Raw genomic sequence first — 24,436 nt, 5'->3', positions numbered from 1 at the left:
TCCTTCCGTTGACCAAGATCAAACGGTGCACCGCTTGCAGCGGGATCGAAGCGAAGCGGGACGATTGAACCGAGAGGCCAAAAATCGAGCTACGCGACCACCTGGATGCCGCTCGATTGCCCCGTATGGCAAAGCGGCGCGAATTGCTCGGCCGTCAGGGTTTCCTGCTTGATGAGGATCTCGACCCCATCCTCCAAGTCCTTGCGCCGTCTCTGCAGGACATCCTGCGCGGTTGCGTCACCCGCCTCGACTAATCGCCGCACCGCAAGATCAATCTCACGGCTGGTCTCCTGGGCTGCGCTCGCGACAACGTCCTGCATCGCGGGCATGAAGGCCTGCGGCTTCGGAGCGTAAGTTCGCTGTCCGACGTTCGCGTCCATTCCATATTTGGTCACCATCTCGATTGCGATCTCGGTGGCACGCTGCAGGTCGTCGGCCGCTCCGGTCGAGACATCGCCATCGAAAATCAGGCGCTCCGCCGCGCGACCGCCCATCAAGACCGCTATCCTGTTCTTCAGCTCGCTGACCGTCAGGAGGAACCTGTCCTCAGTAGGGCGCTGCATCGTGTATCCGAGCGCACCGACGCCCCGCGGGATGATCGACACCTTTTGCACAGGGTCGACGCCAGGAAGACTGGCGGCCACTAGGGCATGACCCATCTCGTGATAGGCAGTCCGCCTGCGCTCGCTCTGATTAAGCGTTCGGCTCTTCTTTTCAATACCGGCAATGATCCGCTCGATGGCAGCCGTAAAGTCGTCGAAGGTAACCTCATCGGCATTGCGTCGCGTCGCTGCAATCGCCGCTTCGTTGATCAGGTTGGCCAGATCGGCGCCCGTGAAGCCGGTGGTCAGGGCTGCAATTCGGTCCAGATCCACGTCAGAACCAATCCTGATCTTTCCAACGTGAACCTTGAGGATGGCAAGTCGTCCGGACCTGTCCGGACGATCGACCAGCACCTGACGATCAAAACGACCGGCGCGGAGCAACGCCGGGTCGAGAATCTCCGGCCGATTGGTCGCAGCCAGCAGAATTACACCTGCCCGCGGATCGAATCCATCGAGCTCGGCGAGCAGTTGATTGAGCGTCTGCTCTTTCTCGTCGTAGCCGCCGAATGCGCCGGGCATCCGGCTGCGGCCGAGCGCATCGAGCTCATCCACGAAGATGATGCAGGGCGCGGCCTTCCTTGCCTGCTCGAACAGATCGCGCACCCGTGCCGCGCCGACGCCGACGAACAGCTCGACAAACTCCGATCCCGATATCGAGAAGAAAGGCACGCCCGCCTCGCCGGCAACCGCTCGCGCCAGCAATGTCTTGCCCGTTCCCGGTGGGCCGACCAGCAATATCCCTTTTGGAACGTGTGCGCCCAATCGGCCGTAGCTCTTGGGATCCCTGAGAAACGAGACCACCTCTTGCAGTTCGAACTTGGCCTCGTCGACACCCGCCACATCGGCGAAAGTTACCTTGATGTCTTTCTCAACGTAAACCTTGGCGCGAGATTTTCCGATGCCCAAGAGGCCGCCGGCTCCTTGCCGATCGCCAAGACGGCCGAACATGAAATACCAGAAGCCATACATGAGAATGAGTGGAAAGACCCATGAAATCAGGTTTCCGAACCAGCCGTCGGACGCAGTCCCCGTCACCGAAACGCCCTTGGCGGCGAGCTTCTCCGCCAACGGCATGTCCACCCGCGTCGTCACGAAGGCCGATCTTCCGTCCGGAAGCCTCTCCTTGAGGCTACCCTCAATCGTGTCCTTGCCAACGACAACGTTGGTGACGGCGCCCTGCGCGACAAGCTCTTCAAACCTGCTGTAGGGGATGGTTTCGATCGTGCTGTGTGAGGTCAGGAACCACTGCATCAACAACATGCCGAACCAGCCAAATGCCAATATCGCAAGCCAAGGAACCTGTTTCCGCGTTGGTGAATTGTCGCTCATCGATTTATGGCCGGACTAGCGCGGCTGCGTCTTGGCGTCCCGTGCCATCTCCAGGCAAATCAGCAACTCGACATAGCTGCCGCTACCGTCGGCAGTTGTTTCTTGTGTGCAAATGGACCTGTCGCGGGCTGCGAATTGCGTCCACTGGATCTGAAGTTGTGAGCGGGCCCGTTCCTCGTCTTGGGTGCATCGTTCGAGAGATATCTCCGGTCCACTCTCCGACCGGCATTCGCGCGCGATGTCGAACGTCGGTACGGCCTTCGCGACAGAGGTTGGCGGCAGCGCAGCGAGGATCACAATCGGCAGGTGCAGTAACATTCGGGCTCTCCAATATTGGATGGCCAACCTTCCCATGCCGCGCACCTCCAAGGGTTGATTCGGATCAAGGAGGCCGAGGCTTATAACCAGGGCACAACAAGTCAGCTTCGAGTCTCGGACCACAGGCGACGCGCTATCGCCGACGCTATGATTTGCTTTCGCTCGGCGTAGAATTTGATGTCGTTGGCTGCGGCGGTACCGCCGGGTGGGCAAGCCTCCTATGGTCCCGATGCCGCCGACGTCGCCGCGCGCGGCGCCTGCGTGGACCGTATCCTCAGAGGCGAACGGCCGGCCGATCTTCCGGTTCAAGCCCCCGACCACCAATCCCGCCTGATCGCAACAGCGCAAGCCGTGAAGCGTAACGGCTAGAATCAGTCGCGTTCGAAGACCTTAGCGCCAGGGTAGACGCGTCGGGCATACGCGACGACCCACTTGCGGTCCTGAGTCTCCGGGAACGGTGTCCGGATCTTGCACGACCCGACGATAAGGTGCCAAAGGCCATTAAGCTTCTGAATGTTGATGGTCATTTGCGTTTTCCTCGAATAGAGGTGTAGCAGGAGTGCGTCGCTGTGCGACCGCTTATGACATCGCGTCCATCTGCTTCTTCTAGCGTTTCCCTTCTGCCCGGTTTTTGTCGGGAGCGCTATTCCGGTCGACTACGTTCGGGGAATGTACGTAAGGTCGATGCACCCGCACCAGCTAACGGCCGATATCGATCCGCCGGTTCGCGTGGTTCCAATTCGATGCAGTCGAGAAGAGGGTAAAAAAACCCCGGCAGCCTCTAACAGGACGCCGGGCGCAGCGCAGGAGATGCTAACGGGTGTGTGGATGCCACAGCGTTGTGCAATAGCTCCGGACGATGCGGTCCTGAATGTCCGGTAGATTCAGTTTGCTCATTTTCGCATTTCAATGATGAACCGGGCGATGTCCCGGGCGTCGTTGCGGCTCAGCGGCAGGTTCGGCATTGTGGCGTGCGGCAGAAGCAGAAACGTGGCGATCATGTCGACGTTGATCGTCTCCCTGGCTGCAATTGCGGCGAATGGTGGCGCGGCGTACAATTTGGCCGGCACAGGACCGATGGCATGACACTCGGAACACCATCGCTCGGACAACCGCCTTCCATTCTCGACATCCTGCGCGACGGCCGCTTGCGCCGCTCCGAAGAGAAGCAGCGTGGCCGCGATGCGATGGGCGGTTTTTAGGAGATCCAATCGATCCTCGGCGGCTTTCGCGAAACAGCTGGTGGCGTCGATCTCGGATGTCCGAGAATGATGGGGGCAACCGGCACATCAGTTTCAGGCAGCTTCAGCAGCGACTTGCCGGCGGGAGTCTCAAGCCAGCTCTGCGCAAACCCGATCCAGCACGAACCGAGCCCTGAAGGCCCGCACCGCGCGCCGACCGTAGATCGCTTTCCGGAAATTAACGTCCATGTTCGTCTCAATACTGAACGGATCAATCCAACCGGCCCTTGATTTCGATCAAACTATCCCGCGCGCAGCGAGAACATATTCATCAGAGGAGAGCTTTGAGCACATCGGAATCTGTCATGGCAGAAACCCTTACCTCGGAAAAACGATCTCCTGACGAACCGGCGTCGTTTCGAACACTCCGCCAGAAAATGGTTGAACGCGACATTGCGGCGCGCGGTGTGTGCGATCAATTGGTCCTCGAGGCAATGCGCAAGGTGCCGCGGGAATTATTCCTGCCAAAGAACCTCCGCGAATTCGCCTACGATGACTCGCCGCTCCCGATTGCCGGCGAACAGACCATCTCCCAGCCTTATATCGTCGCCTTCATGGCCGAAGCCTTGATGCTCAAGGGCGGCGAAAAAATCCTCGAAATCGGTGCTGGATCCGGTTATGCGGCCGCGGTGCTGTCGGAGATCGCAGCCAACGTCTACACGATCGAGCGACTCGGGCCGCTTGCGGAGAATGCCGCAGCGACGTTAGCCCAGCTCGGTTATGACAACGTTCATGTCCTGCATGGCGACGGCACCCGGGGATGGCCGGAGCATGCGCCTTACGACGCCATCATCGTGGCGGCCGGCGGACCGCATGTTCCGGAACCTCTCAAGGCGCAACTGAAAATCGGCGGCCGGTTGGTGATCCCCGTTGGGACGGACCAACGCTGTCAGGAACTGGTCAGAGTCACCCGGGTTTCCGCCAACGAATATCGCAGCGAAGATATTGCCGACGTTCGGTTTGTCCCGCTGATCGGTGAGGAAGGGTGGGCGACCGCAAAGGGAGGTATTCCCTCGCCGGCGCGCCGTCGAGAAGGCCCGACTTCCTCTGACGACGAGATGCTGGTCAGAAACCTTGCCAATGCCGCAGAGTCGTTTCCATCGATCGAGGCTGCCGATCTCAATCCGATGCTGGAACGGATCGGGTCTGCGCGGATCGTATTGCTCGGCGAAGCCACCCACGGCACGTCAGAGTTTTACAGGATGCGTGCGCGCATCACCCGGGACCTCATCGTCAAGAAGGGATTCCACTTCGTTGCGGTGGAGGCGGACTGGCCAGACGCCGCTCGCGTCGATCACTATGTGCGGCACTTCCAGTATCCACCCTCGGAATGGACTGCATTTGCGCGGTTCCCGACCTGGATGTGGCGGAACACGGAGATGCGCGATTTCATCAGCTGGTTGCGCAAGCACAACGGTACAGCGGAGCGAAAGCAGCGCGTCGCCTTCCACGGCCTTGATCTCTACAGCCTCTATGACTCGATCCGCTCGGTTCTGAACTATCTGGACGACGTTGACCCGGAATCCGCGAAAGTCGCGCGCGAGCGTTACGGGTGTCTCACGCCGTGGCAGCACGACCCCTCGACCTACGGCCATGCTGCGCTGACAGGATCCTATCCGACGTGCGAGGCTCATGTGGTCCGTACGCTGACGGATTTGCTGACGAAACGCCGGACCTATGCCGAACACGATGGGGAACGTTTCCTCGACGCTGAGCAGAACGCGCGTCTGATCGCGAATGCGGAACGCTACTATCGGATCATGTATTACGGCTCCCGCGCATCCTGGAATTTGCGCGACAGTCACATGTTCGAAACACTGAAGAATCTGCTGTCGTTTCACGGCACGGACAGCAAAGCCGTTGTCTGGGCACATAACTCCCATATAGGCAACGCCGGTGCGACCGAGATGGCGGCGCGCGGCGAATACAATCTGGGACAACTTTGCCGCAAGGAGTTCGGCGATGCCGCCTATCTGATCGGTTTCGGTACCCACTCCGGCACCGTGGCTGCCGCGTCCGAGTGGAACGGTCCGATGGAAGTGAAGACCATGCGACCGTCGCTGCCCCAGAGCTACGAACGCTTGTGCCACGGAACCGGGCTTGCCCGTTTCACGTTGGGGCTGCGCAATCAGGGCGATCTGTACGGTCCTGCGGGGCTCGGCAAGGAGCGCCTGGAGCGGGCAATCGGCGTCATCTACCGGCCGGAGAGCGAAATGGCGAGCCATTATTTCCGGGCCAACCTGCCGCGGCAGTTCGACGAGTATGTCTGGTTCGACAACAGCTGCGCAGTAACCTCGCTGGACACGGCGGAGGTGAAGGGGCTTCCGGATACTTATCCGTTCGGCGTGTAGTTCGAGACAAGCGTCGGCGACTGCGAATTACGGCTTCCAACGTCGTATGCCGACGCCGACGATTTCGAATACACGCTGGCGCAACCGGCCACGAGATCATGGTTGCAATGACACTCTTATGAGTCGCAGCACAACCGCGCCGCCGCGTCTTACGGATCGAGCTCAGTATCCCAGTAGAGATAATCGAGCCAGCTCTCGTGCAGATAGTTCGGCGGGAACAGCCGGCCGTTGCGGTGAAGCTGATGCACCGTCGGGGCGTAGGGCGTCTGCTTCGGAAACATCTTGGCCTGCTGCGGGGTCAGGTTGCCCTTGCGCAGATTGCAGGGCGAGCAGGCGGCGACGACGTTCTCCCAGGTGGTCTGGCCACCCTTGCTGCGCGGAATGATGTGATCGAAGGTGAGGTCGTCGCCCGACAGGCAATATTGGCAGCTGAATCGGTCGCGAAGGAAAACGTTGAACCGGGTGAAGGCGGGGTGGGTGGTCGGCTTGACGAAGGATTTGAGGGATACGACGCTCGGCAGCTGGATTTCGAAGGAAGGACTTCGTACCGCCCGGTCGTAATATTCGACGATGTTGACACGATCGAGGAACACCGCCTTGATCGCGTCCTGCCAGGACCAGAGCGACAGCGGGTAATAACTCAGCGGCCGGAAGTCCGCATTCAAGACCAGCACCGGCCAACCGCCTTGCGAGACATGTGCGTTCAAATAACGCTCCTGATCTCCCATTAGCTGCGAAGCAGCATGCACTCACATACTACAGGCAGCGTGACGGGATTGTGAAGAGCAATGAGCGGCTTATCCGCCATGCCCTGCCATGTTCCTGCCCCGATTGCCTCCCGGCCGCGAGGCCCGTAAAGGGAGCCGCAAGGCCCTGTCGGCCAGTGACGGACCCTGCCGATGACCACGACCACAAGCTATCTCGAGGCGCCGCGCCGGTTGCGCGCATTCGTGCGTGCGCACGAGACGAGCCTCGTGGTCCTGGCGGTGCTGATCGGCGCGATCGGCGGCCTCGTGGTCGCGGTCATGAGCAGCCTGGTCACGGTATTGCATTCGGTGCTGTTCAATCTGCCCTTGGGAGAGCGGCTGTCGAGCCAGCCCAGCATCGACCCCGTGCGGGCGCTCGTGGTTCCAACGGTTGGCGGACTGGTGCTCGGCGTAGCGTTCCTGCTGCTGCTCAGGGTCCGGCCGGCCCGGGAAATCGACCCGATCGAGGCCAACGCGCTTTATGGCGGCCGGATGTCGTTCCGCGGCAGCGTGATCGTGGCGCTGCAGACGATCTGGTCGAGCGGCGTCGGCGGCTCGGTCGGGCTCGAGGCCGGTTACACCCAGCTGTCCAGTGGCCTCGCCGCCTCGCTCGGCCGCGGTTTCCATCTCCGCCGCAACGACCAGCGAATCATGGTCGGCTGCGGCGCGGCGGCGGCCATCGCCGGAGCCTTCAGCGCGCCGCTGGCGGGCGCGTTCTATGCTTTCGAACTTGTGATCGGCGGCTATACGCCGGCGAGCCTGACCCCGGTCGGCGTTGCCGCGGTGACCGGCTATTTCGTTGCCCATGCCTTCGAGCCGCTGCCGCTCGGGGTCGGCGTCGGAACCGTCGGCGACGTGCTCGGACGGGATCTTGCGATCGCCGCGCTGCTTGGCGTGGTCGCGGCCCTGACCGGGATTGCGATCATGCGCGGGGTGGCGCTGTGCGAGACGTTGCTCGCCAAGACCCGGCTCTGGCCACCGCTGCGGCCGGCGCTGGGCGGGCTTGCGGTCGGCGCCATGGCGCTGCTGACGCCGCAGGTGATGTCGTCGGGCCATGGCGCGCTGCGCTTCGCCGGCATCGTGGCGATGCCGCTCACCTTCATCGCCGGCGTGTTCGCGCTGAAGGCGGTGGCCTCGATCGTGTCGCTCGGCTCCGGCTTCCGCGGCGGATTGTTCTTCGCCACGCTGTTCATGGGCGCGCTCGGCGGCCGGCTGTTCGCGGCCGGCGTCGACATCGTGTGGCCGGGGCTCAACCTCGATCCCAACGCCTATGCCGTGATCGGCATGAGCGCGCTGTCGGCCTCGGTGATCGGTGGTCCATTGACGATGTCGTTCATCGCGCTGGAATCCACCGGCAATCTCTGGCTCACCACCGCGGTGCTGGTCGCGGTCATCATCTCGACCACGATCACGCGCGAACTGTTCGGCTATTCGTTCGCGACCTGGCGGCTGCATCTGCGCGGCGAGACGATCCGCAGTGCCGCCGATATCGGCTGGATCCGCGATCTCACGGTCGGCAAGATGATGCGGCAGGACATGACGACGGTGAACGCCGCGATGCCGATCGAGGCGTTCCGCGAGGAGTTCCCGCCCGGCTCGAAGACCCAGGTCGTCGCGGTCGATGGCGATGGACGTTATGCCGGGCTTGCGCTGGTCGCGGAAGCGCACGCGCCCGATCTGGAGGCCGACAAGGGCCTCGCCGGCATCCTGCGTTATGCCGACGTGGTGCTGCATCCCGACATGAATGTGCAGGAGGCGATTGCGGTGTTCGACGCCGCCGAAGCGGAATCGCTCGCCGTGGTCGAGGGCGATGGCGACCGGCGGCCGATCGGCCTGCTCACCGAAGCCCACGCGATGCGGCGCTACGCGGAAGAGTCCGAGCTGCGCCGCCGCGAGGTGATCGGCGAGGTTTGATTGTCGGTGGCCCGTCATATGCAGGGTCGTCCCGGCGGAGACCGGGACGACAGCTCAGCATGTGGCGCCGCTCGCTCCGCTACGCCGTCACCCGCTCCAGCTTCTGCAAGCACCGCGTCACGCGCACCGCGGCCGGCATTTCGGTGTCCGGAAAGCTGGTCTTCCAGTCGGTGACGCCGACTTCCCCGACATAGATGTCGCCGCGCGAATCCAGCGCGATGCCGTGCGGCGCCAGGAATTTTCCGGTCTCGACGCCGGGGCCGTGCTCACCGCCGAGCCGGGCGATGCGCTTGCCGGTGCCATCGACGATCGACAGCCGCGGGCCGAGATTGGGCACCTTGCGATTCACTGCCATGCCGGGGCCGAGCTCGCCGATCACGAAGTTCGGCTGCTCGCCGCCGCCGCAGCAGCACAGCGCACAGGGCCGGTGCAGATTGTTCCACTGAGTCTCGTATCTGCCGTTGCCGTCGAACACTTGAACACGATGGTTCTCGCGGTCGGCGACATAGACCCAGCCGTCGGCGTCGGCCACGATGTTGTGCACGATGTTGAACTGGCCGGGATCGGTGCCGGGCTCGCCCCAGGTTTTGATCAGCCTGCCGTCCGGCGTGTATTTGTGGACGCAGGCATTGCCGTAGCCGTCCGAGACATAGATCTCGCCGTTCGGCGACAGCGCGGTATGGGTGCAGCGATGGAACGGCTCGCCGCTCATGAACGGCGCCGGCTTGTTCGGGATGCCGATCGTCAGCAGAACCTTGCCGTCGGTGGAGCATTTGCGCACGGTGTGGTCGCCGTCGTCGGTGCAATAGAGATTGTCGTCGGCGTCGATGTGCAGGCCATGGGCGCGGGCGAACACGCCTTCGCCGAAGCTCCGGATAAAATTCCCCTCGCGGTCGAGCACCACCATCGGATGTTCGCCGCGGTTGAAGACATAGACGCGGTCCTTGCTGTCGACCGCGACGGAGGCGACATCCGTCAGGCTCCAGCCGTCGGGGAGCTTTGCGAAGTTCTCCACCACGCGGTAGCGATGTTCGCCGGTGCCGAGGATGGCTGGCATAAGGTTGCTCCTCTGGTGTGTCGTTCCGGGGCGCGAAGCGAACCCGGAACCTCGAGATTCCGGGTTCGATGCTGCGCATCGCCCCGGAATGACGGTGGTGGGAGTTACGAAAGCCTCGCCACAGGCCCGACGTCGCGCGGCAACAGACCTTCCTCGATCGCCTTGATCTGCAGCGCGAGATAGCGCGAGTTGATGCGGCATTGCGCGAGGCTGCCGGCGATGAACCACAGGCCGGGCTGCGGCGTGCGGGTATACATGTTGCGCAGCTCCTGGCCGTCGCCAAAGCCCCAGATCGGGCCGACCCGCGCGGCGATCGCCTCGCCGAACAGCCGCTTCACCAGCTCTTCCTGCGGCCGGTAGCCGGTCGCGAGCACGATCAGGTCGGCGGCGACGGTCTCGCCGCTCTTCAGCCGGGCGCCTTCGCTCACGAAGGTCTCGATATCGGCGAACTGCTGCAGCTTCACCGCACCGCTGGCGACCAGATCGGAGCAGCCGACGTTGAAGTAGTAGCCGCCGCCGCGGGTCAGATACTTGAACTGCCAGCCGGTGCCGCCGTCGCCGAAATCGAGCTTGAAACCCTTGCGTGCGAGACCGTCGAGCAGCGGCTTGTCGAGTTCTTTCGACTGCTCGGTCATCAGCACATGGCTGCGCTTGGCGAGCGCCAGCGGCATCGAGGTCGCGATCAAATCGTTGTCTTCCAGCGAGCCTTCATTGTAGGCGGCATAGGCCAGCTGCGCCGAGGGCTCGATATTGGTGACCAACGTCGAGGAACGCTGTACCAGGGTGACGTCAGCGCCGGAGGAGTGCAGATCCTGCGCGATGTCGTGGCCGCTGTTGCCGGTGCCGATCACCAGCGCGCGCTTGCCGGTCCAGTGCTCGCCGTCCTCATAGCCGCTGGAGTGTATGATCTTGCCGGAGAAAGTCTTCAGCGACGGGATATCAGGCACGCTGGGGATGCCGCTGACGCCGGTGGCCATCACGACATGGCGCGGCTGCATTCTTCGCGTCGTGCCGTCGGCGCGACGCAGCTCGACGGTCCAGCGTCCCTGTGCGTCGTCATAGCTGCCGCCGACGAATTCCGTGCCGGTCCAGAAGTTCAGCTCCATGGCGTCGACATAGGATTCGAACCAGTTGGCGAGCTTGTCCTTTGGGATGTAGGTCGGCCAGTTCGGCGGGAACGGCATGTAGGGCATGTGATTGACCTGCACCTGGTTGTGCAGCGTCAGCGCGTGGTAGCGCTTGCGCCAATTGTCGCCGACGCGGGCCTCGCGGTCGACGATCAGCGCATCGATCCTGAGCTGTTGCAGCCGGGCTGCGATCGCAAGCCCGGCCTGTCCGCCGCCGACCACCAGCACGTCGGGATCGCGGCCGGCATATTCCGCGGAGGCCTTGCGCAGGTCGAGCCAATTGGGGCCGCGGAAGTCGCGCGAGTAAGCTTGGCCACGCGGCCTCGTGTGTCCCTGCTGCTCCTCGAATCCCTTCAGCTCCTCCAGCGCGGTCAGCAACGTCCAGGCCTTCAGCCGATCGTCGTCGGCGGTATCGGGAATCAGCCGCACGATGCCGTGGCCGCGGCCGACAGCGGTTTCGAACTTGAAGATCGCCTCGATCGCGTTGGTGCCGGCGCGCATCACCCGGCGGGGCGGTGCGCGCTCGGCATCGATGCGGAAATCATGCGGCGCGCTGCGGCGGGCATGCGCGGGCAGTTCCTCGACGATGGCAAAGGCGCGGTTGACGGTCTGGATGTTCCAGCTCAGCGCCAGCACGTCGCGCCAGTAGCTCTCGGGATGGAACAGCGGCTTCAGCAGCACATCGTCGGGGCCCGCCAGCGCATCCTCGAACTGCACAAGCCAATTGTCGGCGGCGACCGAAATATCGTCCGTCTTGTCGAGCATCGGGCGTTTCTCGTCATCGGCCGCCCTTGGCGTGGGTTTCTTGGCGGCGTTCCCTTGACCGCTAGCCTATACCCATTGGCGAGGCCGCAGAAAGGGCGTGACGGGATATCGCCTATTCGGCCAGCGACAGAATCAGGCCTTGATCCGGCGGAACGCGGCCCTGCAGGGTATCGAGATAGGCCTCGCGCACCGCGGCCGGGCCGCGCCGCTCGACCACATCGAGCCAATTGGGCAGATGCGGCACGAGCTCCGTCCATGCGGCGCCGAAGCGCTGGTCGATACCGCCGGGACCCCATTCCTTGGCGCGCTTGCGGATCTGGTCGGGTGCGAAGAACCACACCGGCTTGGCGCCGGGCAGCGTCGGCTCGTCCGGCTCGCTCGCGCGATGCGTGAGCCCGACCCGGCCGGAATAGACCATCTGCGCACCGAAGTGCCGGTGCAGGGTCTCGCGCAACGCACTGTTGCCGGCCATGTCGACATAGGCCACCGGCTCGCCCGCCGGGATCGCGGCGACCTGATCATAGGTGACGACCTCGTCGTAGCAGCCGAGCGAGCTGACGAAATCGACATTGCTCTTCGAGGTCAGCCCGATCACCCGGATGCCGCGCTTGTGCAGCAGATGGGCGAGCCCGAACGCGGTCTTGCTCGAGGCCGACGACAGGATGGCGCGGCGCGCGCCGTAGAACGCGTTTTCGGCGAGGAAGTCGTCGACCAAGAACGACAGCATGAACAGCGGCAGCAGCAGCGCGCGGAAATCGCCTTGCTGGCCGGCATAGGTCGGATCGCCGGAGACGCGGGCATAGGCGTTGTAGACCGGCGAGACCTCTTGCCGGTGCGCGGCGCCGTCGCGCAGGCCGCGCTTGCTGACATCGGCAGCTTCAATGACAAGATGGGTTGCCATCGGGAAATAGCCGAACAGCGTTTCGCCGGCTGCGATCATGGGATGTTTCGAGGCCAGCACCTCGCCAAAACCCCACACCGGGATGATGCCGTAGCCGTCTGGCGCCGGGAACAGGTGCCAGTATTTCAGCTGTTCGCCGGTCACGGCGTAGGTGATGTTGTTGGCGGTGAAGGCGAAGCGGGTCACCTTCACCAGCAGCGCGTCGTCCGGCAGCGCCGCGGCATCGGGCAATCGCGTCTCGATCACCTTGCATTGCTGCAGGTCGTTGCGGATGACGATGAAGTCAGTGGCGTTCATGGCGATGATCCCGGCTTCGGATGCGGGCGCATCGTTGCGTCGATCGCCGGCGTTTTGCAACAGCAACTAAGTTTCAAACGCCGTTCGCCTCGCCGTCACCTCGTCAGCGAAGCTGTCCTTCGCGATAGAGGTCGCGCAGCTTGCGCTTGAAGATCTTGCCGGTGGCCTCACGCGGCAGCGCGTCCATGAAGCGGATGTCCCTCGGCACCTTGAAATTGGCAAGCTTGCCGCGCAGGAATTCCTGGATCGCCGCGACCGACAGCGCAGCGCCCGCTTCCGGCTCGACGCAGGCGAACAGCCGCTCGCCATATTCGTCGTCGGGCACGCCGAACACCGCGCAGTCGCGGACACCGTCCATGCCGATCAGCGTGTTCTCGATCTCGGCGGGGTAGATGTTGACGCCGCCCGAGATCACCATGTCGCGCTTGCGGTCGCACAGGAACAGATAGCCGTCGGCGTCGAGATAGCCGACATCGCCGACGCTGATCAGGCCCTCGCGGTCGGCCTCGGCGCGCGCCTTGGCGTTACCATGATAGTCGAAGTCCGAGATCAACGTCTGACGCATGAAGATCTCGCCGGGCTCGCCGATGTCGCAAAGCGTGCCGTCGGGCCGGAATATCTTGACGATGCCGCCCTCGATCGCCCGCCCGACGGTGCCGGGCTTGGCCAGCGCTTCCACTGCAGAATGCCACACCGGGATGCCGGTCTCGGTCGAGCCGAGATATTCGTTGATCACGGGACCCCACCACTCGATCATCGCGCGCTTGACGTCGACCGGGCAGGGCGCCGCGCCATGGATGATGAAGCGCAGCGACGACAGGTCGTAGCGCTGCCGCGTCTCCTCCGGCAGGCGCAGCAGCCGCACGAACATGGTCGGTACCATATGCATGTGGGTGACGCGGTGACGCTCGATCAGTTGCAGCAGATCCTCGGGATCGAAGCGCGGTTCGAGCACGATGCTGCAGCCGTTGCGGAACGCGAGCATGCCGTAGGAATGCGGGGCCGAATGATACATCGGCCCGTTCATCAGGATCACCTGATCTTCGTCAGGTTTGACGCCGTAGGTGAGCGCACCGATGCGGGCCGCCGCCGGCAGCTGCTCGGGACGCATCGGCTTGCGCCGCACGCCCTTCGGCAGTCCGGTCGTGCCCGAGGTGTAGAACATCGGCGCGGCGCCGAGCGGGGCGTCGGTCAGCGGCGCATGGGTGTCGCGCCATTGATCCCAGTCGGCGACGCCATCGGGCACGCGCGTGAGTTCCGGCGCCACGCCATAGGCGGCGGCGATCTCCGGCGGCGTCGTCACCACCAGCAGCTTGATCCCCGGCGGCAACCCGTCGCGGATCTGCGGCAGCAGGTCGGCGTGGCAGACCAGCGTGTCGGCGCCGCTGTCGGACAGGATGTAGCCGACCTCGTCGGCCTTCAGATGCCAGTTGATCGGCACCACCGGACTGCCGAGCGCGGCCGAGGCTGCGACCACCTCGAACAGCGCGAAATCGTTGCGCAGCATCATGCCGACCGGCTTGCCGCCCTGAACGCCGAGCGCGCGGAAGCCGGTCGCAGCCCGCGCGATGCGGGCATGAATGTCGCCATAGCTGATCTGTCTATCGCCGCTGATGATCATGATGGGTCCCGTCTTTCTAGCGGTCGTCCAGGATGTCGCCGAAGCCGACCCAACTCTTGCCGTCGAACCGGCGCAACCGCAACTGCTGGAATGGCAGATAATCGTCCGGTCCGGTCGACACCGTCATGCCCGGCAACAGCAGCGGCAACGAAACCTCGCGCAACGACGCCGCCTGGCGCAGGACATTCTCGCGGCTGAAATCGTCCTTGCAGGCCCTGAGCACGGCCATCAGCAGCGTCGCATAGTGATAACCCGCCGAGTAGTTCGAGTTGTTGAGATCGGCATTGGGCATGTACTGCTTCATGAACGCAAGGTAGTCCTTGACCGCGGCGTCGTCGGCCCACTGCGCGTCCATCGTGTCCTTCTGGTTGCTCGACGAGATCAGGCCCACCGCGTTATCGAGGCCCGCGGGCTCCAGGAACGAGATCGACGAGGCCGAGGTCGGCACGAAGAACAGCTCCGGCTTCCAGCCGATCTCGGCGACGCCCTTGATCATCTGGGAGGTGAATTTGCCGAGCACGACGCCGAACAGCACGTTGGCGCCGGACGCCTTCAGGGTCGCAAGCTGCGAGCTGATGGTCGGTGCGGTTGCCTCATAGCTCGCTTCGGCGACGATCATGCTCGCCGCCCGAGCGCCCAGCGCACGCTTGAAGCCCGCGACATAGTCGCGGCCGAAATCGTCGTTCTGCGCGAGGATCGCGATCCTGGCATCGGGCTTGGTCTGCAGCACGTGCTTGGCGTAGACCACGCCCTCGGACTCGTAGGCGGCCATGCCCGGCATGGTCCACGGATAGTGCTGTGGGTCGGCCCATTTGGTGGCGCCGCTTAGCACGAACAGCTGCGGCACCTTCTTGGTGTTGAGATAGCGGTGCACGGCGTTGTTGGTCGCGGTTCCGAGCGAGCCGAACATCATCAACACCTCGTCCTGCTCGACCAGCTTGCGGGTTTGCTCGACGGTTTTCGGCGGCGAATAGGCATCGTCCAGGGTGATGAACTTCACCTTGCGGCCGTTGATGCCACCCTCCGCGTTGATCTTCGCGAAGAACGCCTCCTCGGTCCGTCCGATGGTGCCGAAGCCGGAGAGCGGCCCGCTATACGGCAGGGTCTGGCCGATCTTGATGTCCTCCTTGCCGTTGTCGGCAGCGGCACCCGTGAGCCCGCACGCGGCCAGAATCGCCGCCAGCGCAAATTGCGCGCGTTTCATCGCTTTCTCCCCGGTCTTGATTATTGCTCGCGATCAGGCGCTGAGCCGCGTCGTGAAGCTGTCGCGCGCCTGCGCAAGCTCCGCCTTCATCCGCGCTACCAGCTCGGCGACCGGCGGGGCGTCGGTGATCTGGCCGATGCCCTGGCCCGAACCCCAGATGTCGCGCCAGGCCTTGGCCTTGGTGTTGCCGCCGGAGCCGAAATTCATCTTGGACTTGTCGGCGACCGGCAGGTTGGCCGGATCGAGGCCCGCGGCCGCGATCGACGGTCCGAGGTAGTTGCCGTGCACGCCGGTGAACAGGTTCGAATAGACGATGTCGTGCGCGGCGTATTCGGTCAGCGCCTGCTTGTACCTGAGGTCGGCGTTGGCTTCCTCGGTCGCGATGAAGCGGGTGCCGACATAGGCGAGGTCGGCGCCGAGCGCGAGTGCGGACGCGATGCTCCAGCCGTCGGAGATCGCGCCCGACAGCAGGATGGTGCCCTTGAACCACTGCTTGACCTCGCGCACCAGCGCGAACGGCGACAGCGTGCCGGCATGGCCGCCCGCGCCGGCGCAGACCAGGATCAATCCGTCGACGCCCTGCTCGGCGGCCTTGCGGGCGTGCTTCACGTTGATGACGTCGTGGAACACCACGCCGCCGTAGGAATGCGCGGCCTCGACGATCTCGGACGGCGGGCGCAGCGAGGTGATGATGATGGGCACCTTGTGCTTCACGCAGGTTTCCATGTCGTGCATCAGCCGGTCGTTGGAGGCGTGGCAGATCTGGTTGACCGCGTAGGGCGCGACCTTCTTCTCCGGGTGCTTCGCCTGGTACTCGCCGAGCTCGTTCTCGATCTGCGTCAGCCATTCGTCGAGCTTCTCGACCGGGCGGGCGTTGAGCGCCGGGAATGAGCCGACGATGCCGGCCTTGCACTGCGCGATCACCAGCTCGGGCCCCGAGACGATGAACAGCGGGGAGCCGACGACCGGCAGTTCGAGCCTGTTGGCGAGCGAGGCGGGCAGCGACATTGTTTGGATCCTCCATGCGCCGCCCGGCCGGTGCCGGGGCGGATCGCGATTTGTTGTGATGGCCGGAAGCGGCGGCTCCCTTGGCGCGGCAATATAAGGCTGGACGGCCGCGTCATGACGTTCAATATTGAACGGCTAACTAGCCAGAAATGAACAACGGGCGCAGGCGGGCGGCATGGACTGGGAGCTTTGCAAGACCTTCGTCGCGGTGGCCGAGACGCGCAGCTTCGCCGGCGCGGCGCGGCGGCTGCGCGTCAGCCATCCCACCGTCGGCCGCAACGTCGCGGCGCTCGAGAAGCAGCTCGGGACCCGCCTGTTCGCCCGATCCAATGACGGCCTGTCGCTGACGTCGCACGGCCGCAAATTCCGCGAGCACACCGAGGTGATGGCCGCTGCAGCCCTGCGCGCGGAGGCGGCCGCGTCCGCCACCGGCGAGCAGGCCCGCGGCGTCGTGAAGCTGTCGATCGGCGCGACGCTGGCGGCGCATTGGCTGATGCCGCGCCTCGGGCCGTTCCTGCGCGATCACGCCAACATCCAGCTCGAGATCATCACCCACCCGTTTCCGGCGAGCGTGCGCCGGCGCGAGGCCGACGTGGTGCTGCGGCCGGTCGATGCCGGCGATGAGAACCTGATCGGGCGCAAGATCGGACGGCTCGGCGCCGGCTTTTATGCGTCACGTGGCTATGCGGCCGGGCGCAAGCTGCCGGAGCGGCCGGACGAATGGCGGGGACACAGCGTGATCGGATTTGCCGACCAGGCCTCGAATGTGCGCCTCGCGCAGTGGAGCGATGTCATCACGCGGCAGGGCACGCTGGTGATGCGCTGCTCCTCGCAGGGCGACATGCTCGCGGCGGCGCGGGCCGGGCTCGGGATTTGCGCGCTGTCCTGCCTGGTCGGGGCGGATTATCCCGATCTGGTTCGGGTCGCGCCGCAAAAGCTGTCGAGCCTCTCCGATCTCTGGCTGCTCGCCCATCCCGATCTGGTCGAGCTTCCCTCGGTGCGCGCCGTCATCGGCTTCGTCACCGATTGCGCGCGCGAGGACCGCGTCAGGCTGCGCGGTTAAAGCGCGCTTTCAGGCGCGGGTCCGCCATAACGTTACCGCGAGCAACATGAAGGCAGCGCAAGTCCACAGCGACTGCCAGTTCTCCGGCCCTTCGTTGAGCCCTGTGTAGACCGCCGCTGCAAGGAAAATGCCGGCAAACATCGATTCCGCCAGAGGGCGGTTTCCCTTCCCGGGAGGATTGAGCAGCGTCAAGGCTGCAAAAGGCACCGCCGCCATCGTAAGGGGCGCGAACGGAAAATCGATGAAGCGCGGGTCGAAGATCAGGCCGAGTGCCGTCGCCGTGCCGATCACGGCGGTGACCATCAAGGCCAATCCGTGCATCGTCACCAGTATCGATTCAGTGTGGTAGCCTTTCGGACCCAGCAATTCGGCAAAGCTGGGCGGTGCGCGGCCCGACATCAGTGCGTTGGCACAGAACACCGGCGAGGCCGTTGCCGCCACGAGAAGCGAGCCCCACATGAGCCAGCCTCCGGTGCCGTAGCTCTCATAGACCAGTCGTTGCGCGGCGACCCCGAACAGGATTCCGGCTGTGGTCGCAGAGAGTCCGACCGCAAGCCACGACACCAGCCTTGCTTCCTTTGGCTCCCTCGGCTTGCGGTGCGAGGTCAGCCAGGCCACGCCGAATACCAGGATCGCCAGCGCCATTCCGCTGCCCATTTGCAGTTTCCAGAACGGAAAATTGCTGATCGGCAGGCCGGGCGGATATTTCAGGGTGCGCTCTTCGGAAGAGAACAGGCCCCAGGACCCGCCGACCGTGCCCTCGATCTCGCGCTTCCATCCTTCATCGTACGCCTCGAATAAATTGACGCGGAAATGCTCGCGCCGGGCTAGGTCGAGCACCTCCGAGACCACCCGCGCCTGATTGACGCGCGACGGCAGCGCGGACTCGCGCATGCGCCCCTCGCTCGGCCAGCCGACTTCTCCGATGAAGATTTCCTTGCCGGGAAAAACCGCCGCGATCTGCCGACGCATCTCGTCAGCGTGCGCGGCGGCCCGCTCCGCGGGGATCGGGATATTCTCCCAGTATGGCAGGATGTGAATCGTGATGAAGTCGACGGCGTCGGAAAGTTCGCGGTTGCTCAGCCAGAATTCCCAGACGTCGGCATAGGTGACGGGGACGCTGACCTGCGCCTTGATCGAACGGATCAGGTCGCCGAGGTCGGACGCCGACATTTCCTTGCGCAGCAAAACCTCGTTGCCGACCACGAGCGCGATGATCGTGTCAGGATATTCCTTGGCGAGGCGGATCGCCGTTTCGACCTGCGTCGCATTCTTCTTTCGATCCCGATCGAGGAAAATGCCCTGAATGACTTTCAGCCCCGCCTTGGCTGCGAGCCCGGGGATCTGGTCGAGCCCGAGATCGGTCGCATAGGTGCGGATGCAGTCGGATATCTTCGCGAGTTGCGCGAGATCTTCCGCGATCTGTTCCGGCGTGACCTGCGTTGCGGGAGCAAGTGACGTCTGATTGTTGCGGAACGGGGCGTAGGAGATGCACTGGACCTTGTCGCCCGGATCGATCGGAGCGCGCACCAGGTTGACCGGGATGCCCAGCCACCACCATGCCGCGGCGATCGCGCCCAGGGAGATCAGGAGAACCGTCAGCGGGGTGCGAAGCGAAACCAGGTCCGTCCTCCTTGCAGGAAGGATGTGCTGGGCATCATCAATGCGCGAGACCTGCAAATTGAATAAGTATTCGTCTGCTGATGCTATATCACGCGATCACGCAGTTGGAATGTTTTCTCGACGACCTACTTCGCGCCGGCGATCACGCCTTCGCGATTCCTGAGCACGCGATAATAGGCCCACCACAGATGCGCGGCGGCACCGCGCAGCGGACGCCACGGTTCGGCGAGCGGGGCCATCTGCTTCGGCGTCGGCCGCTCCTTCAGCCCGAGCCCGACCTTGACCGCTTCCTGCACCGCGAGGTCGCCCGCCGGCCACGCATCGCCGTGGCCGAGGCAGAACAACAGATAGACGTCGGCGGTCCACGGGCCGATCCCGGGCAGCGCGGTCAGCGTGTTGTGCGCGGCATCGGCCTCTTCGTTGGCGAGTACGTCGAGGTTCAGCCGCTCCTCGGCGAGCTCGCGGGCGATGTGTTTCAGCGTCTTGATCTTGGCCGCTGAGAGCCCGAGCCGGCCGAGCCGGTCGGCCCGCGCCTTGCGGATCGCATCATGGTGGAACGGGTCGAACGCCTTGCTGACGCGGCCCCAGATCGCGGCAGCACTCGCGGTCGACAGCTGCTGGCCGCAGACGATCGCGGCAAGCCCCGCAAACCCCGGCTCACGCTGCCGGATGGCCGGCATGCCGGTCAGTTCGAGGATCGGGCGCAGCCGCCGATCCTGGTCGACCAGCTTCTGGATGGCCTCGTCGAGGTCGGCCTGGGTTTCGAGATGGATCAGCATTGCGGGATCTGCATTCGGCTCGTCATGCGCGGGCTTGACCCGCGCATCCATCTCCTATCGTAACAGAGTCTTGTCCAGCCGCATGGTCCGGAAAAGTGGAAACCGGTTTTCCCCTCGCGACAGACGCCAGGCGTTCGCGCGAAGATCATGCCCCACCAGGGATCGCCGGTCCGGCCCGGCAATGACGCGCGATCGAACGCCATGCCACCCGTTTTCCGCTTTGCACCGAGTCCGAACGGCTACCTGCATCTCGGCCATGCCTATTCGGCGCTGCTCAACCACGACCTCGCGAAGCAGTCGGGCGGACGCTTGCTGCTGCGGATCGAGGACATCGACGCGACGCGCTGCCGTCCGGAATTCGAACAGGCGATCTATGAGGACCTGGCCTGGCTCGGCATCGCGTGGGAGACCCCGGTGCGGCGGCAGTCGGAGCATTTTGCCGCCTACGGCGCGGCGATCGATCGTCTGGCGGCGCAGGGACTGGTCTATCCGAGCTTCGAGAGCCGCGCCGAGGTCGCGCGGCTGGTCGCGGAGCGCGAGGCGGGTGGCGCGTGGCCGCGCGATCCGGACGGCGCCGCGCTCTATCCGGGAGCGGCGAGATCGCTGTCGGCCGAGCAGCGCGACCGGCTGATCGGGCAGGGCGCGCCGTTCGCGCTGCGGCTCGACATGGCGGCGGCACGCGCGCGCACCGGCGGCCTACGCTGGCAGGAGGCCGGCGAGGGCCCGGCTGGCGAGACCGGAGAGGTGACGGCCCGGCCGGAGGCCTGGGGCGATGTGATCATGGCGCGCAAGGAGACCCCAACCAGTTACCATCTCTCGGTCGTGATCGACGACGCCCTGCAAGGCGTCACCGATGTGGTCAGGGGCGTTGACCTGTTCTGGTCGACCAGCGTGCATCGGCTGCTGCAGGAACTACTTGGCCTGCCCGTGCCGGTCTACCGGCACCATGCGCTGATCCGCGACGGCGCCGGCCAAAAGCTGTCGAAATCGACCCGGGCGACCGGACTGCGCGAGCTGCGGGCGGAGGGCGCCGGCCCGGCCGATATCCGCCGCCTGGTCGGCTTGCCCTAGCGTGCTGCACATGATTTCGGAATAATGGAATTTTGCCGCTGATTTGCCCGACGTGTCAAGTTGCCGTGTCGAACGCCGGTGGCTGCCGGCTACTTTGCATGGGGTTGTTTTCGATATTTTGGCGGCGTGTCCCTGCGACGGTTGGCTATCGCGCATGGCTGTCAGCCAACTGCCATGTGCGACAGCCCTGCCCGCAAGCGGGTGAGGTACCGCGGGTGGACGGACTGGTTACCATCATCCTGACTTGCCATGGCTACACCAAAAGGGCGCCGTGACTCTGCCTCTCCTGGCATGCCATGCTGCCCGCGGGGCGGGGTCACGGAGATCATGGCGAAAGTATCGCGCGGAGGGCGCAGCAAGCGGCGAGCCAAGGGCGAGCCGCCGAAGGCCCGCATCGCCAAGTCGGTCGTCAAGTCGGTCACCAAGGCGGTCGCGAAGCCGGGCCGCAAGCGAACTGCGCCGAAGGCCTCCCCGAAGGCCGGTCCCGGCCTGATCGAGACCGCGCTTGCCGCCTTTGCCCATGAGGTCCGGACCCCGCTGACCGGAATCCTCGCGATCAGCAACCTGCTCGCGACGTCGGATCTCGACGAGCGCGAGCGGCGCTGGGTCGATACCATCAAGGCCGGTGCCGAGCATCTGGCGAGCCTTGCGACCCTGTTCGTGGACGCTGCCCGGAGCGAGGGACCGGGTCTCGAGATCCGGCAGGACTTCTTCGATCTGTGCACGCTGGCGCGCCACGCCGGGGATTCGCTGGCCGGCCGCGCCGCAGCCAAGGGATTGCGGGCCTCGGTCGAGATCTCGGCCAAGCTGCCGGCGTTTGCGGTCGGCGATCCGGTCCGGCTGCGCGCGGCGCTGGAAAACCTGATCGACAACGCCGTCAAGTTCACCGAGCAGGGCAGCATCGAGCTGCGCGTCGCGCCGGTGCGCGCGGCCAAGGGAGCGGCAAAGGGCAAGGCGGACGGCAGGATCGGCGTTGCCTTTGCGATCTCCGACAGCGGCATCGGCCTGACGCTATCGGAGGTCAAGCGCCTGTTCCGCCCGTTCTCGCAGGCCAATGTCTCGATAGCCGCGCGGTTCGGCGGCGCGGGGCTCGGCCTGTCCTCGGTCAAGCAGCTCGCCCGCGCCATGGGTGGCGATATCGTCGTGGCCCAGCGCAAGGGCGGCGGCACCGTCTTCACGCTCAACGTGCTGCTGGCTTCAGCCGCAGGACCGGCCAGTGCGTCATCGAGCGAAGGCGCGGCGGTGCGGCCATCGCAGGGGCTGCGGCTGCTCAGCGTCGAGGACAATCCGTTCGGCCGCGTCGTGCTCAACACGATCCTGACCGAGCTGGGCCACCATGCCGAATTCATCGGTCAGGGTGAGGGCGCGCCCGATCGCCTCGCTCAGGGCGCCTTCGATGCCGTGCTGATGGACATGGTGCTGCCCGGCATCGGCGGTGTCGAGGCCATCAGGCGCATCCGCGCGCTGCCGCCGCCGCACGGCCGTACCGTGATCGTCGGGATTTCCGGCCGTGCCGAGGACGAGGCCGCGGCGCGCGACGCCGGCGCCGACGCCTTCCTGGTCAAGCCTGTTTCTCCGCGGGCGCTCGCGACTGCGCTGCTTGAAGCGACACGCCGCGCGGCAACCGCGACTTGATGATCGCGGCGTTCAGCTCGCCGCCGAACACGAAGATCGCGGCGATGAAATACAGGAACACCAGCGCGATCACCACCGAGGCCAGCCCCGCATACATCGTGACGTAGTTGTTGGCGAAGCGCGCCAGATACATGCCGAAGCCGATGCCCGAGATCAGCGACGCCACCACGGTAAAGATGATGCCGGGCAGGATCTGCGTGAAGCCGCGGCGCCCCGCCGGCAGCCAGGCATGCAGGATGAAGAGCGCGATGACCAGGGCCAGCACCGTGATGCCGTAACGGGCGGTGTTGAGCAGGCTCTCGTTGGATTCGACGAAGAACGGAATATAGCGCCGCGCCGCTTCGATGATCAGCGGACCGAGCACGATCAGGAACGCCATCGCGAGCGAGGTGAACGCGGCGACCAGCGTGTAGCCGATCGATTCCAGCCGCAGCCAGTACCAGCGCCGCAGCTCGATCACGGCATAGGCGCGGTTCAGCGCCACCCGCAGCGCCTCGACGCCGTTGGAGGCGAAGTACACCGCGAGCACCGCGCCGATGGTCAGGATGTCGCCGCGGGTGTTGGTCAGCACGTCGTGGATCTGGCCCGACAGCGCCTCGGCGACCTGCTGCGGCCAGACCTGCAGCAACAGTCCGACCGCCTGGTCGGCAAGCTCCTTGGAGCCGAAGAAGCCTGCCACCGACGTCAGCACGATCAGGAATGGAAACAGCGCCATCAGGGTCGACAGCGCGATGTGGCTCGCGATCGCCCAGCCGTCGTCGGCGAGGAACGTGTAAAAGGCATCCATCACGACGTCGTAGACGTAACGAAGCTGCTTCACATTCCACCCGGCATTGTCGACAACCGCTCGGTCCGAGGACGGACCCAGCATCTGATATTACGCAGTGAAAAGCCAGTTGGTTGCATGCGCCGCCTGTGTGGAAGTCCGCGTCCTGCGGTGTTATGTACCGCAGATGACATCTGTCCTCAGCACGATCATTCTTCCCATCGCCGTCGGCGCCGTCGCACTGGTGCTCCTGCTCGGCCTCGTCAACATGATGAAGGGCGGCTCGCCGAACACATCGCAGAAGCTGATGCGGCTGCGCGTGCTGCTGCAGTTCGTCGCCATCGTCATCGCGATGCTCGCGGTCTGGGCGATGGGGCGGTAGGGCGTTTTCGAGCGACGTGCGCGATGCGCAAACCTTAGGAGATCACGGCCATGGTCGTTCTCAATCGGATCTACACGCGCACCGGCGATGACGGCACCACCGCGCTCGGTAGCGGCGAGCGGCGGCCGAAATACGATCTGCGGGTTGCCGCCTATGGCACCGTCGACGAGACCAACGCCGCGATCGGCGTGGTGCGGATGCATCTGGCCGACAGCCCCGAGGTCGATGCGATGCTCGGCCGGATCCAGAACGATCTGTTCGATCTCGGCGCCGACCTTGCGGTGCCCGAACGCGAGGGCAAGGCCGAGCGCCTGCGGATGCTGGCGAGCCAGGTCGAGCGGCTCGAGCGCGACATCGACAGCCTGAACGACCAGCTCGCGCCGCTGACCTCGTTCGTGCTGCCCGGTGGGACGCCGGCTTCTGCATATCTGCATCTCGCCCGGACGATATGTCGCCGCGCGGAACGGATCATGGTGGAACTCGCCGCGCGGCCGGACGAGACGGTCAATTCCGCTGGCATCCAGTATATGAACCGGCTGTCGGATTTCCTGTTCGTTGCCAGCCGCTTCCAGAACAATAAAGGGGCCGGCGACGTGTTGTGGGTGCCGGGCCAAAACCGCTAAACTGGTTCAA

Annotated in this window: 22 protein-coding genes; 8 read left to right on the top strand and 14 right to left on the bottom strand. The window is 64.6% G+C overall.

The genetic code is table 11. The annotated features are described in order from the left end of the window. Window positions 1-89 precede the first annotated feature (89 nt). Window positions 90-1,934 (bottom strand): ATP-dependent zinc metalloprotease FtsH, encoded by a 1,845-nt coding sequence (gene ftsH, locus CO675_RS22095; protein ID WP_097673968.1) that lies wholly within the window; start codon window positions 1,932-1,934, stop codon window positions 90-92. 15 nt (window positions 1,935-1,949) lie between these two features. Next, window positions 1,950-2,252, bottom strand: a complete 303-nt coding sequence (locus CO675_RS22090) for a hypothetical protein (protein ID WP_097673967.1) — start codon at window positions 2,250-2,252, stop codon at window positions 1,950-1,952. A 177-nt stretch (window positions 2,253-2,429) separates the two neighbouring features. Between CO675_RS22090 and CO675_RS40050 the strand changes: the two genes are divergently transcribed. Beyond that, window positions 2,430-2,621, top strand: coding sequence for a hypothetical protein (locus CO675_RS40050; protein WP_143279065.1), 192 nt, complete (start codon window positions 2,430-2,432; stop codon window positions 2,619-2,621). Window positions 2,622-2,623: 2 nt separating this feature from the next. Here CO675_RS40050 and CO675_RS41065 read toward each other — a convergent pair whose 3' ends face one another. Together CO675_RS41065 and CO675_RS22085 are read right to left on the bottom strand one after the other, a co-directional pair. Continuing rightward, a complete protein-coding gene (locus CO675_RS41065; RefSeq protein WP_198964700.1) occupies window positions 2,624-2,779 on the bottom strand; it encodes a hypothetical protein in 156 nt (51 codons plus the stop codon). A 366-nt stretch (window positions 2,780-3,145) separates the two neighbouring features. After that, on the bottom strand, window positions 3,146-3,463 hold the full coding sequence (locus CO675_RS22085; protein WP_245452853.1) for a cytochrome c: 318 nt from the start codon (window positions 3,461-3,463) through the stop codon (window positions 3,146-3,148). A gap of 335 nt (window positions 3,464-3,798) precedes the next feature. Here CO675_RS22085 and CO675_RS22080 point away from each other — a divergent pair, with 335 nt between their 5' ends. Continuing rightward, a complete protein-coding gene (locus CO675_RS22080) occupies window positions 3,799-5,844 on the top strand; it encodes a protein-L-isoaspartate(D-aspartate) O-methyltransferase (protein WP_097673966.1) in 2,046 nt (681 codons plus the stop codon). 149 nt (window positions 5,845-5,993) lie between these two features. Here CO675_RS22080 and CO675_RS22075 read toward each other — a convergent pair whose 3' ends face one another. Next, entirely contained in the window at window positions 5,994-6,551 is a 558-nt protein-coding gene (locus tag CO675_RS22075) for an HNH endonuclease (RefSeq protein WP_016845270.1), read from the bottom strand. Window positions 6,552-6,743: 192 nt separating this feature from the next. Between CO675_RS22075 and CO675_RS22070 the strand changes: the two genes are divergently transcribed. Further along, entirely contained in the window at window positions 6,744-8,504 is a 1,761-nt protein-coding gene (locus CO675_RS22070) for a chloride channel protein (protein WP_097673965.1), read from the top strand. A 79-nt stretch (window positions 8,505-8,583) separates the two neighbouring features. Here the strand turns inward: CO675_RS22070 and CO675_RS22065 are convergent, their stop codons facing one another. From CO675_RS22065 to CO675_RS22040, 6 genes are all read right to left on the bottom strand, one after another. Then, the gene (locus CO675_RS22065) at window positions 8,584-9,561 is read right to left on the bottom strand and encodes a peptidyl-alpha-hydroxyglycine alpha-amidating lyase family protein (RefSeq protein ID WP_097673964.1); all 978 of its coding nucleotides are present in this window, start codon (window positions 9,559-9,561) and stop codon (window positions 8,584-8,586) included. A 104-nt stretch (window positions 9,562-9,665) separates the two neighbouring features. After that, window positions 9,666-11,453, bottom strand: coding sequence for a flavin-containing monooxygenase (locus CO675_RS22060; RefSeq protein WP_143279064.1), 1,788 nt, complete (start codon window positions 11,451-11,453; stop codon window positions 9,666-9,668). Between the two features lie 112 nt (window positions 11,454-11,565). Next, window positions 11,566-12,651, bottom strand: coding sequence for a DUF2855 family protein (locus CO675_RS22055; protein WP_097674098.1), 1,086 nt, complete (start codon window positions 12,649-12,651; stop codon window positions 11,566-11,568). A 103-nt stretch (window positions 12,652-12,754) separates the two neighbouring features. Further along, the gene (locus CO675_RS22050) at window positions 12,755-14,272 is read right to left on the bottom strand and encodes an acyl-CoA synthetase (RefSeq protein WP_097673963.1); all 1,518 of its coding nucleotides are present in this window, start codon (window positions 14,270-14,272) and stop codon (window positions 12,755-12,757) included. Window positions 14,273-14,288: 16 nt separating this feature from the next. After that, on the bottom strand, window positions 14,289-15,476 hold the full coding sequence (locus tag CO675_RS22045) for an ABC transporter substrate-binding protein (RefSeq protein WP_097673962.1): 1,188 nt from the start codon (window positions 15,474-15,476) through the stop codon (window positions 14,289-14,291). A 33-nt stretch (window positions 15,477-15,509) separates the two neighbouring features. After that, window positions 15,510-16,484, bottom strand: a complete 975-nt coding sequence (locus CO675_RS22040; RefSeq protein WP_097673961.1) for an NAD(P)H-dependent flavin oxidoreductase — start codon at window positions 16,482-16,484, stop codon at window positions 15,510-15,512. 175 nt (window positions 16,485-16,659) lie between these two features. Between CO675_RS22040 and CO675_RS22035 the strand changes: the two genes are divergently transcribed. Continuing rightward, window positions 16,660-17,547, top strand: a complete 888-nt coding sequence (locus tag CO675_RS22035) for a LysR family transcriptional regulator (RefSeq protein ID WP_097673960.1) — start codon at window positions 16,660-16,662, stop codon at window positions 17,545-17,547. Window positions 17,548-17,556: 9 nt separating this feature from the next. On the opposite strand, the gene CO675_RS22030 is transcribed toward CO675_RS22035, so the two are convergent. Together CO675_RS22030 and CO675_RS22025 are read right to left on the bottom strand one after the other, a co-directional pair. Beyond that, window positions 17,557-19,128: a glycoside hydrolase family 17 protein gene (locus CO675_RS22030; RefSeq protein ID WP_097674097.1), complete on the bottom strand. Its 1,572-nt coding sequence runs from the start codon at window positions 19,126-19,128 to the stop codon at window positions 17,557-17,559. A gap of 167 nt (window positions 19,129-19,295) precedes the next feature. Beyond that, window positions 19,296-19,949: a DNA-3-methyladenine glycosylase family protein gene (locus CO675_RS22025; protein WP_097674096.1), complete on the bottom strand. Its 654-nt coding sequence runs from the start codon at window positions 19,947-19,949 to the stop codon at window positions 19,296-19,298. Window positions 19,950-20,150: 201 nt separating this feature from the next. On the opposite strand from CO675_RS22025, the gene gluQRS reads away from it, so the two are divergent. Both gluQRS and CO675_RS22015 read left to right on the top strand, forming a co-directional pair. Continuing rightward, on the top strand, window positions 20,151-21,020 hold the full coding sequence (gluQRS, locus tag CO675_RS22020) for a tRNA glutamyl-Q(34) synthetase GluQRS (RefSeq protein WP_097673959.1): 870 nt from the start codon (window positions 20,151-20,153) through the stop codon (window positions 21,018-21,020). 327 nt (window positions 21,021-21,347) lie between these two features. Beyond that, window positions 21,348-22,655: an ATP-binding protein gene (locus CO675_RS22015; protein ID WP_097673958.1), complete on the top strand. Its 1,308-nt coding sequence runs from the start codon at window positions 21,348-21,350 to the stop codon at window positions 22,653-22,655. On the opposite strand, the gene CO675_RS22010 is transcribed toward CO675_RS22015, so the two are convergent. Further along, a complete protein-coding gene (locus CO675_RS22010) occupies window positions 22,582-23,442 on the bottom strand; it encodes a YihY/virulence factor BrkB family protein (protein WP_502693396.1) in 861 nt (286 codons plus the stop codon). The two genes, CO675_RS22015 and CO675_RS22010, sit on opposite strands and share 74 nt — an antisense overlap. A gap of 166 nt (window positions 23,443-23,608) precedes the next feature. Between CO675_RS22010 and CO675_RS22005 the strand changes: the two genes are divergently transcribed. Then, complete coding sequence (locus tag CO675_RS22005; RefSeq protein WP_097673957.1) at window positions 23,609-23,803, top strand: twin transmembrane helix small protein; 195 nt, start codon at window positions 23,609-23,611, stop codon at window positions 23,801-23,803. 50 nt (window positions 23,804-23,853) lie between these two features. Beyond that, window positions 23,854-24,426 carry a cob(I)yrinic acid a,c-diamide adenosyltransferase gene (locus CO675_RS22000; protein WP_097673956.1) on the top strand — a complete coding sequence of 191 codons (573 nt, stop codon included), beginning with the start codon at window positions 23,854-23,856 and terminating at the stop codon, window positions 24,424-24,426. Window positions 24,427-24,436: the final 10 nt, after the last annotated feature.

The sequence above is a fragment of the Bradyrhizobium sp. C9 genome (assembly GCF_002532045.1).
Classification (GTDB): Bacteria; Pseudomonadota; Alphaproteobacteria; order Rhizobiales; family Xanthobacteraceae; genus Bradyrhizobium.
The sequence above is the reverse complement of the archived record's forward strand: the minus strand, read 5'-3'. Positions and strand labels throughout refer to the sequence as shown.

Excerpts from the sequence above, each read along its gene's own strand:
- CO675_RS22005 (WP_097673957.1), top strand. The coding sequence starts at position 23,609 with ATGACATCTGTCCTCAGCACGATCATTCTTCCCATCGCCGTCGGCGCC.
- CO675_RS22090 (WP_097673967.1), bottom strand. The coding sequence starts at position 2,252 with ATGTTACTGCACCTGCCGATTGTGATCCTCGCTGCGCTGCCGCCAACC.
- CO675_RS22045 (WP_097673962.1), bottom strand. The coding sequence starts at position 15,476 with ATGAAACGCGCGCAATTTGCGCTGGCGGCGATTCTGGCCGCGTGCGGG.
- CO675_RS22010 (WP_502693396.1), bottom strand. The coding sequence starts at position 23,442 with ATGGATGCCTTTTACACGTTCCTCGCCGACGACGGCTGGGCGATCGCG.
- CO675_RS22040 (WP_097673961.1), bottom strand. The coding sequence starts at position 16,484 with ATGTCGCTGCCCGCCTCGCTCGCCAACAGGCTCGAACTGCCGGTCGTC.
- CO675_RS41065 (WP_198964700.1), bottom strand. The coding sequence starts at position 2,779 with ATGACCATCAACATTCAGAAGCTTAATGGCCTTTGGCACCTTATCGTC.
- CO675_RS22050 (WP_097673963.1), bottom strand. The coding sequence starts at position 14,272 with ATGATCATCAGCGGCGATAGACAGATCAGCTATGGCGACATTCATGCC.
- CO675_RS22060 (WP_143279064.1), bottom strand. The coding sequence starts at position 11,453 with ATGCTCGACAAGACGGACGATATTTCGGTCGCCGCCGACAATTGGCTT.
- CO675_RS22055 (WP_097674098.1), bottom strand. The coding sequence starts at position 12,651 with ATGAACGCCACTGACTTCATCGTCATCCGCAACGACCTGCAGCAATGC.
- CO675_RS22065 (WP_097673964.1), bottom strand. The coding sequence starts at position 9,561 with ATGCCAGCCATCCTCGGCACCGGCGAACATCGCTACCGCGTGGTGGAG.
- CO675_RS22000 (WP_097673956.1), top strand. The coding sequence starts at position 23,854 with ATGGTCGTTCTCAATCGGATCTACACGCGCACCGGCGATGACGGCACC.
- CO675_RS22015 (WP_097673958.1), top strand. The coding sequence starts at position 21,348 with ATGGCGAAAGTATCGCGCGGAGGGCGCAGCAAGCGGCGAGCCAAGGGC.
- CO675_RS22070 (WP_097673965.1), top strand. The coding sequence starts at position 6,744 with ATGACCACGACCACAAGCTATCTCGAGGCGCCGCGCCGGTTGCGCGCA.
- CO675_RS22025 (WP_097674096.1), bottom strand. The coding sequence starts at position 19,949 with ATGCTGATCCATCTCGAAACCCAGGCCGACCTCGACGAGGCCATCCAG.
- CO675_RS22080 (WP_097673966.1), top strand. The coding sequence starts at position 3,799 with ATGGCAGAAACCCTTACCTCGGAAAAACGATCTCCTGACGAACCGGCG.
- CO675_RS40050 (WP_143279065.1), top strand. The coding sequence starts at position 2,430 with ATGTCGTTGGCTGCGGCGGTACCGCCGGGTGGGCAAGCCTCCTATGGT.
- ftsH (WP_097673968.1), bottom strand. The coding sequence starts at position 1,934 with ATGAGCGACAATTCACCAACGCGGAAACAGGTTCCTTGGCTTGCGATA.
- CO675_RS22035 (WP_097673960.1), top strand. The coding sequence starts at position 16,660 with ATGGACTGGGAGCTTTGCAAGACCTTCGTCGCGGTGGCCGAGACGCGC.
- gluQRS (WP_097673959.1), top strand. The coding sequence starts at position 20,151 with ATGCCACCCGTTTTCCGCTTTGCACCGAGTCCGAACGGCTACCTGCAT.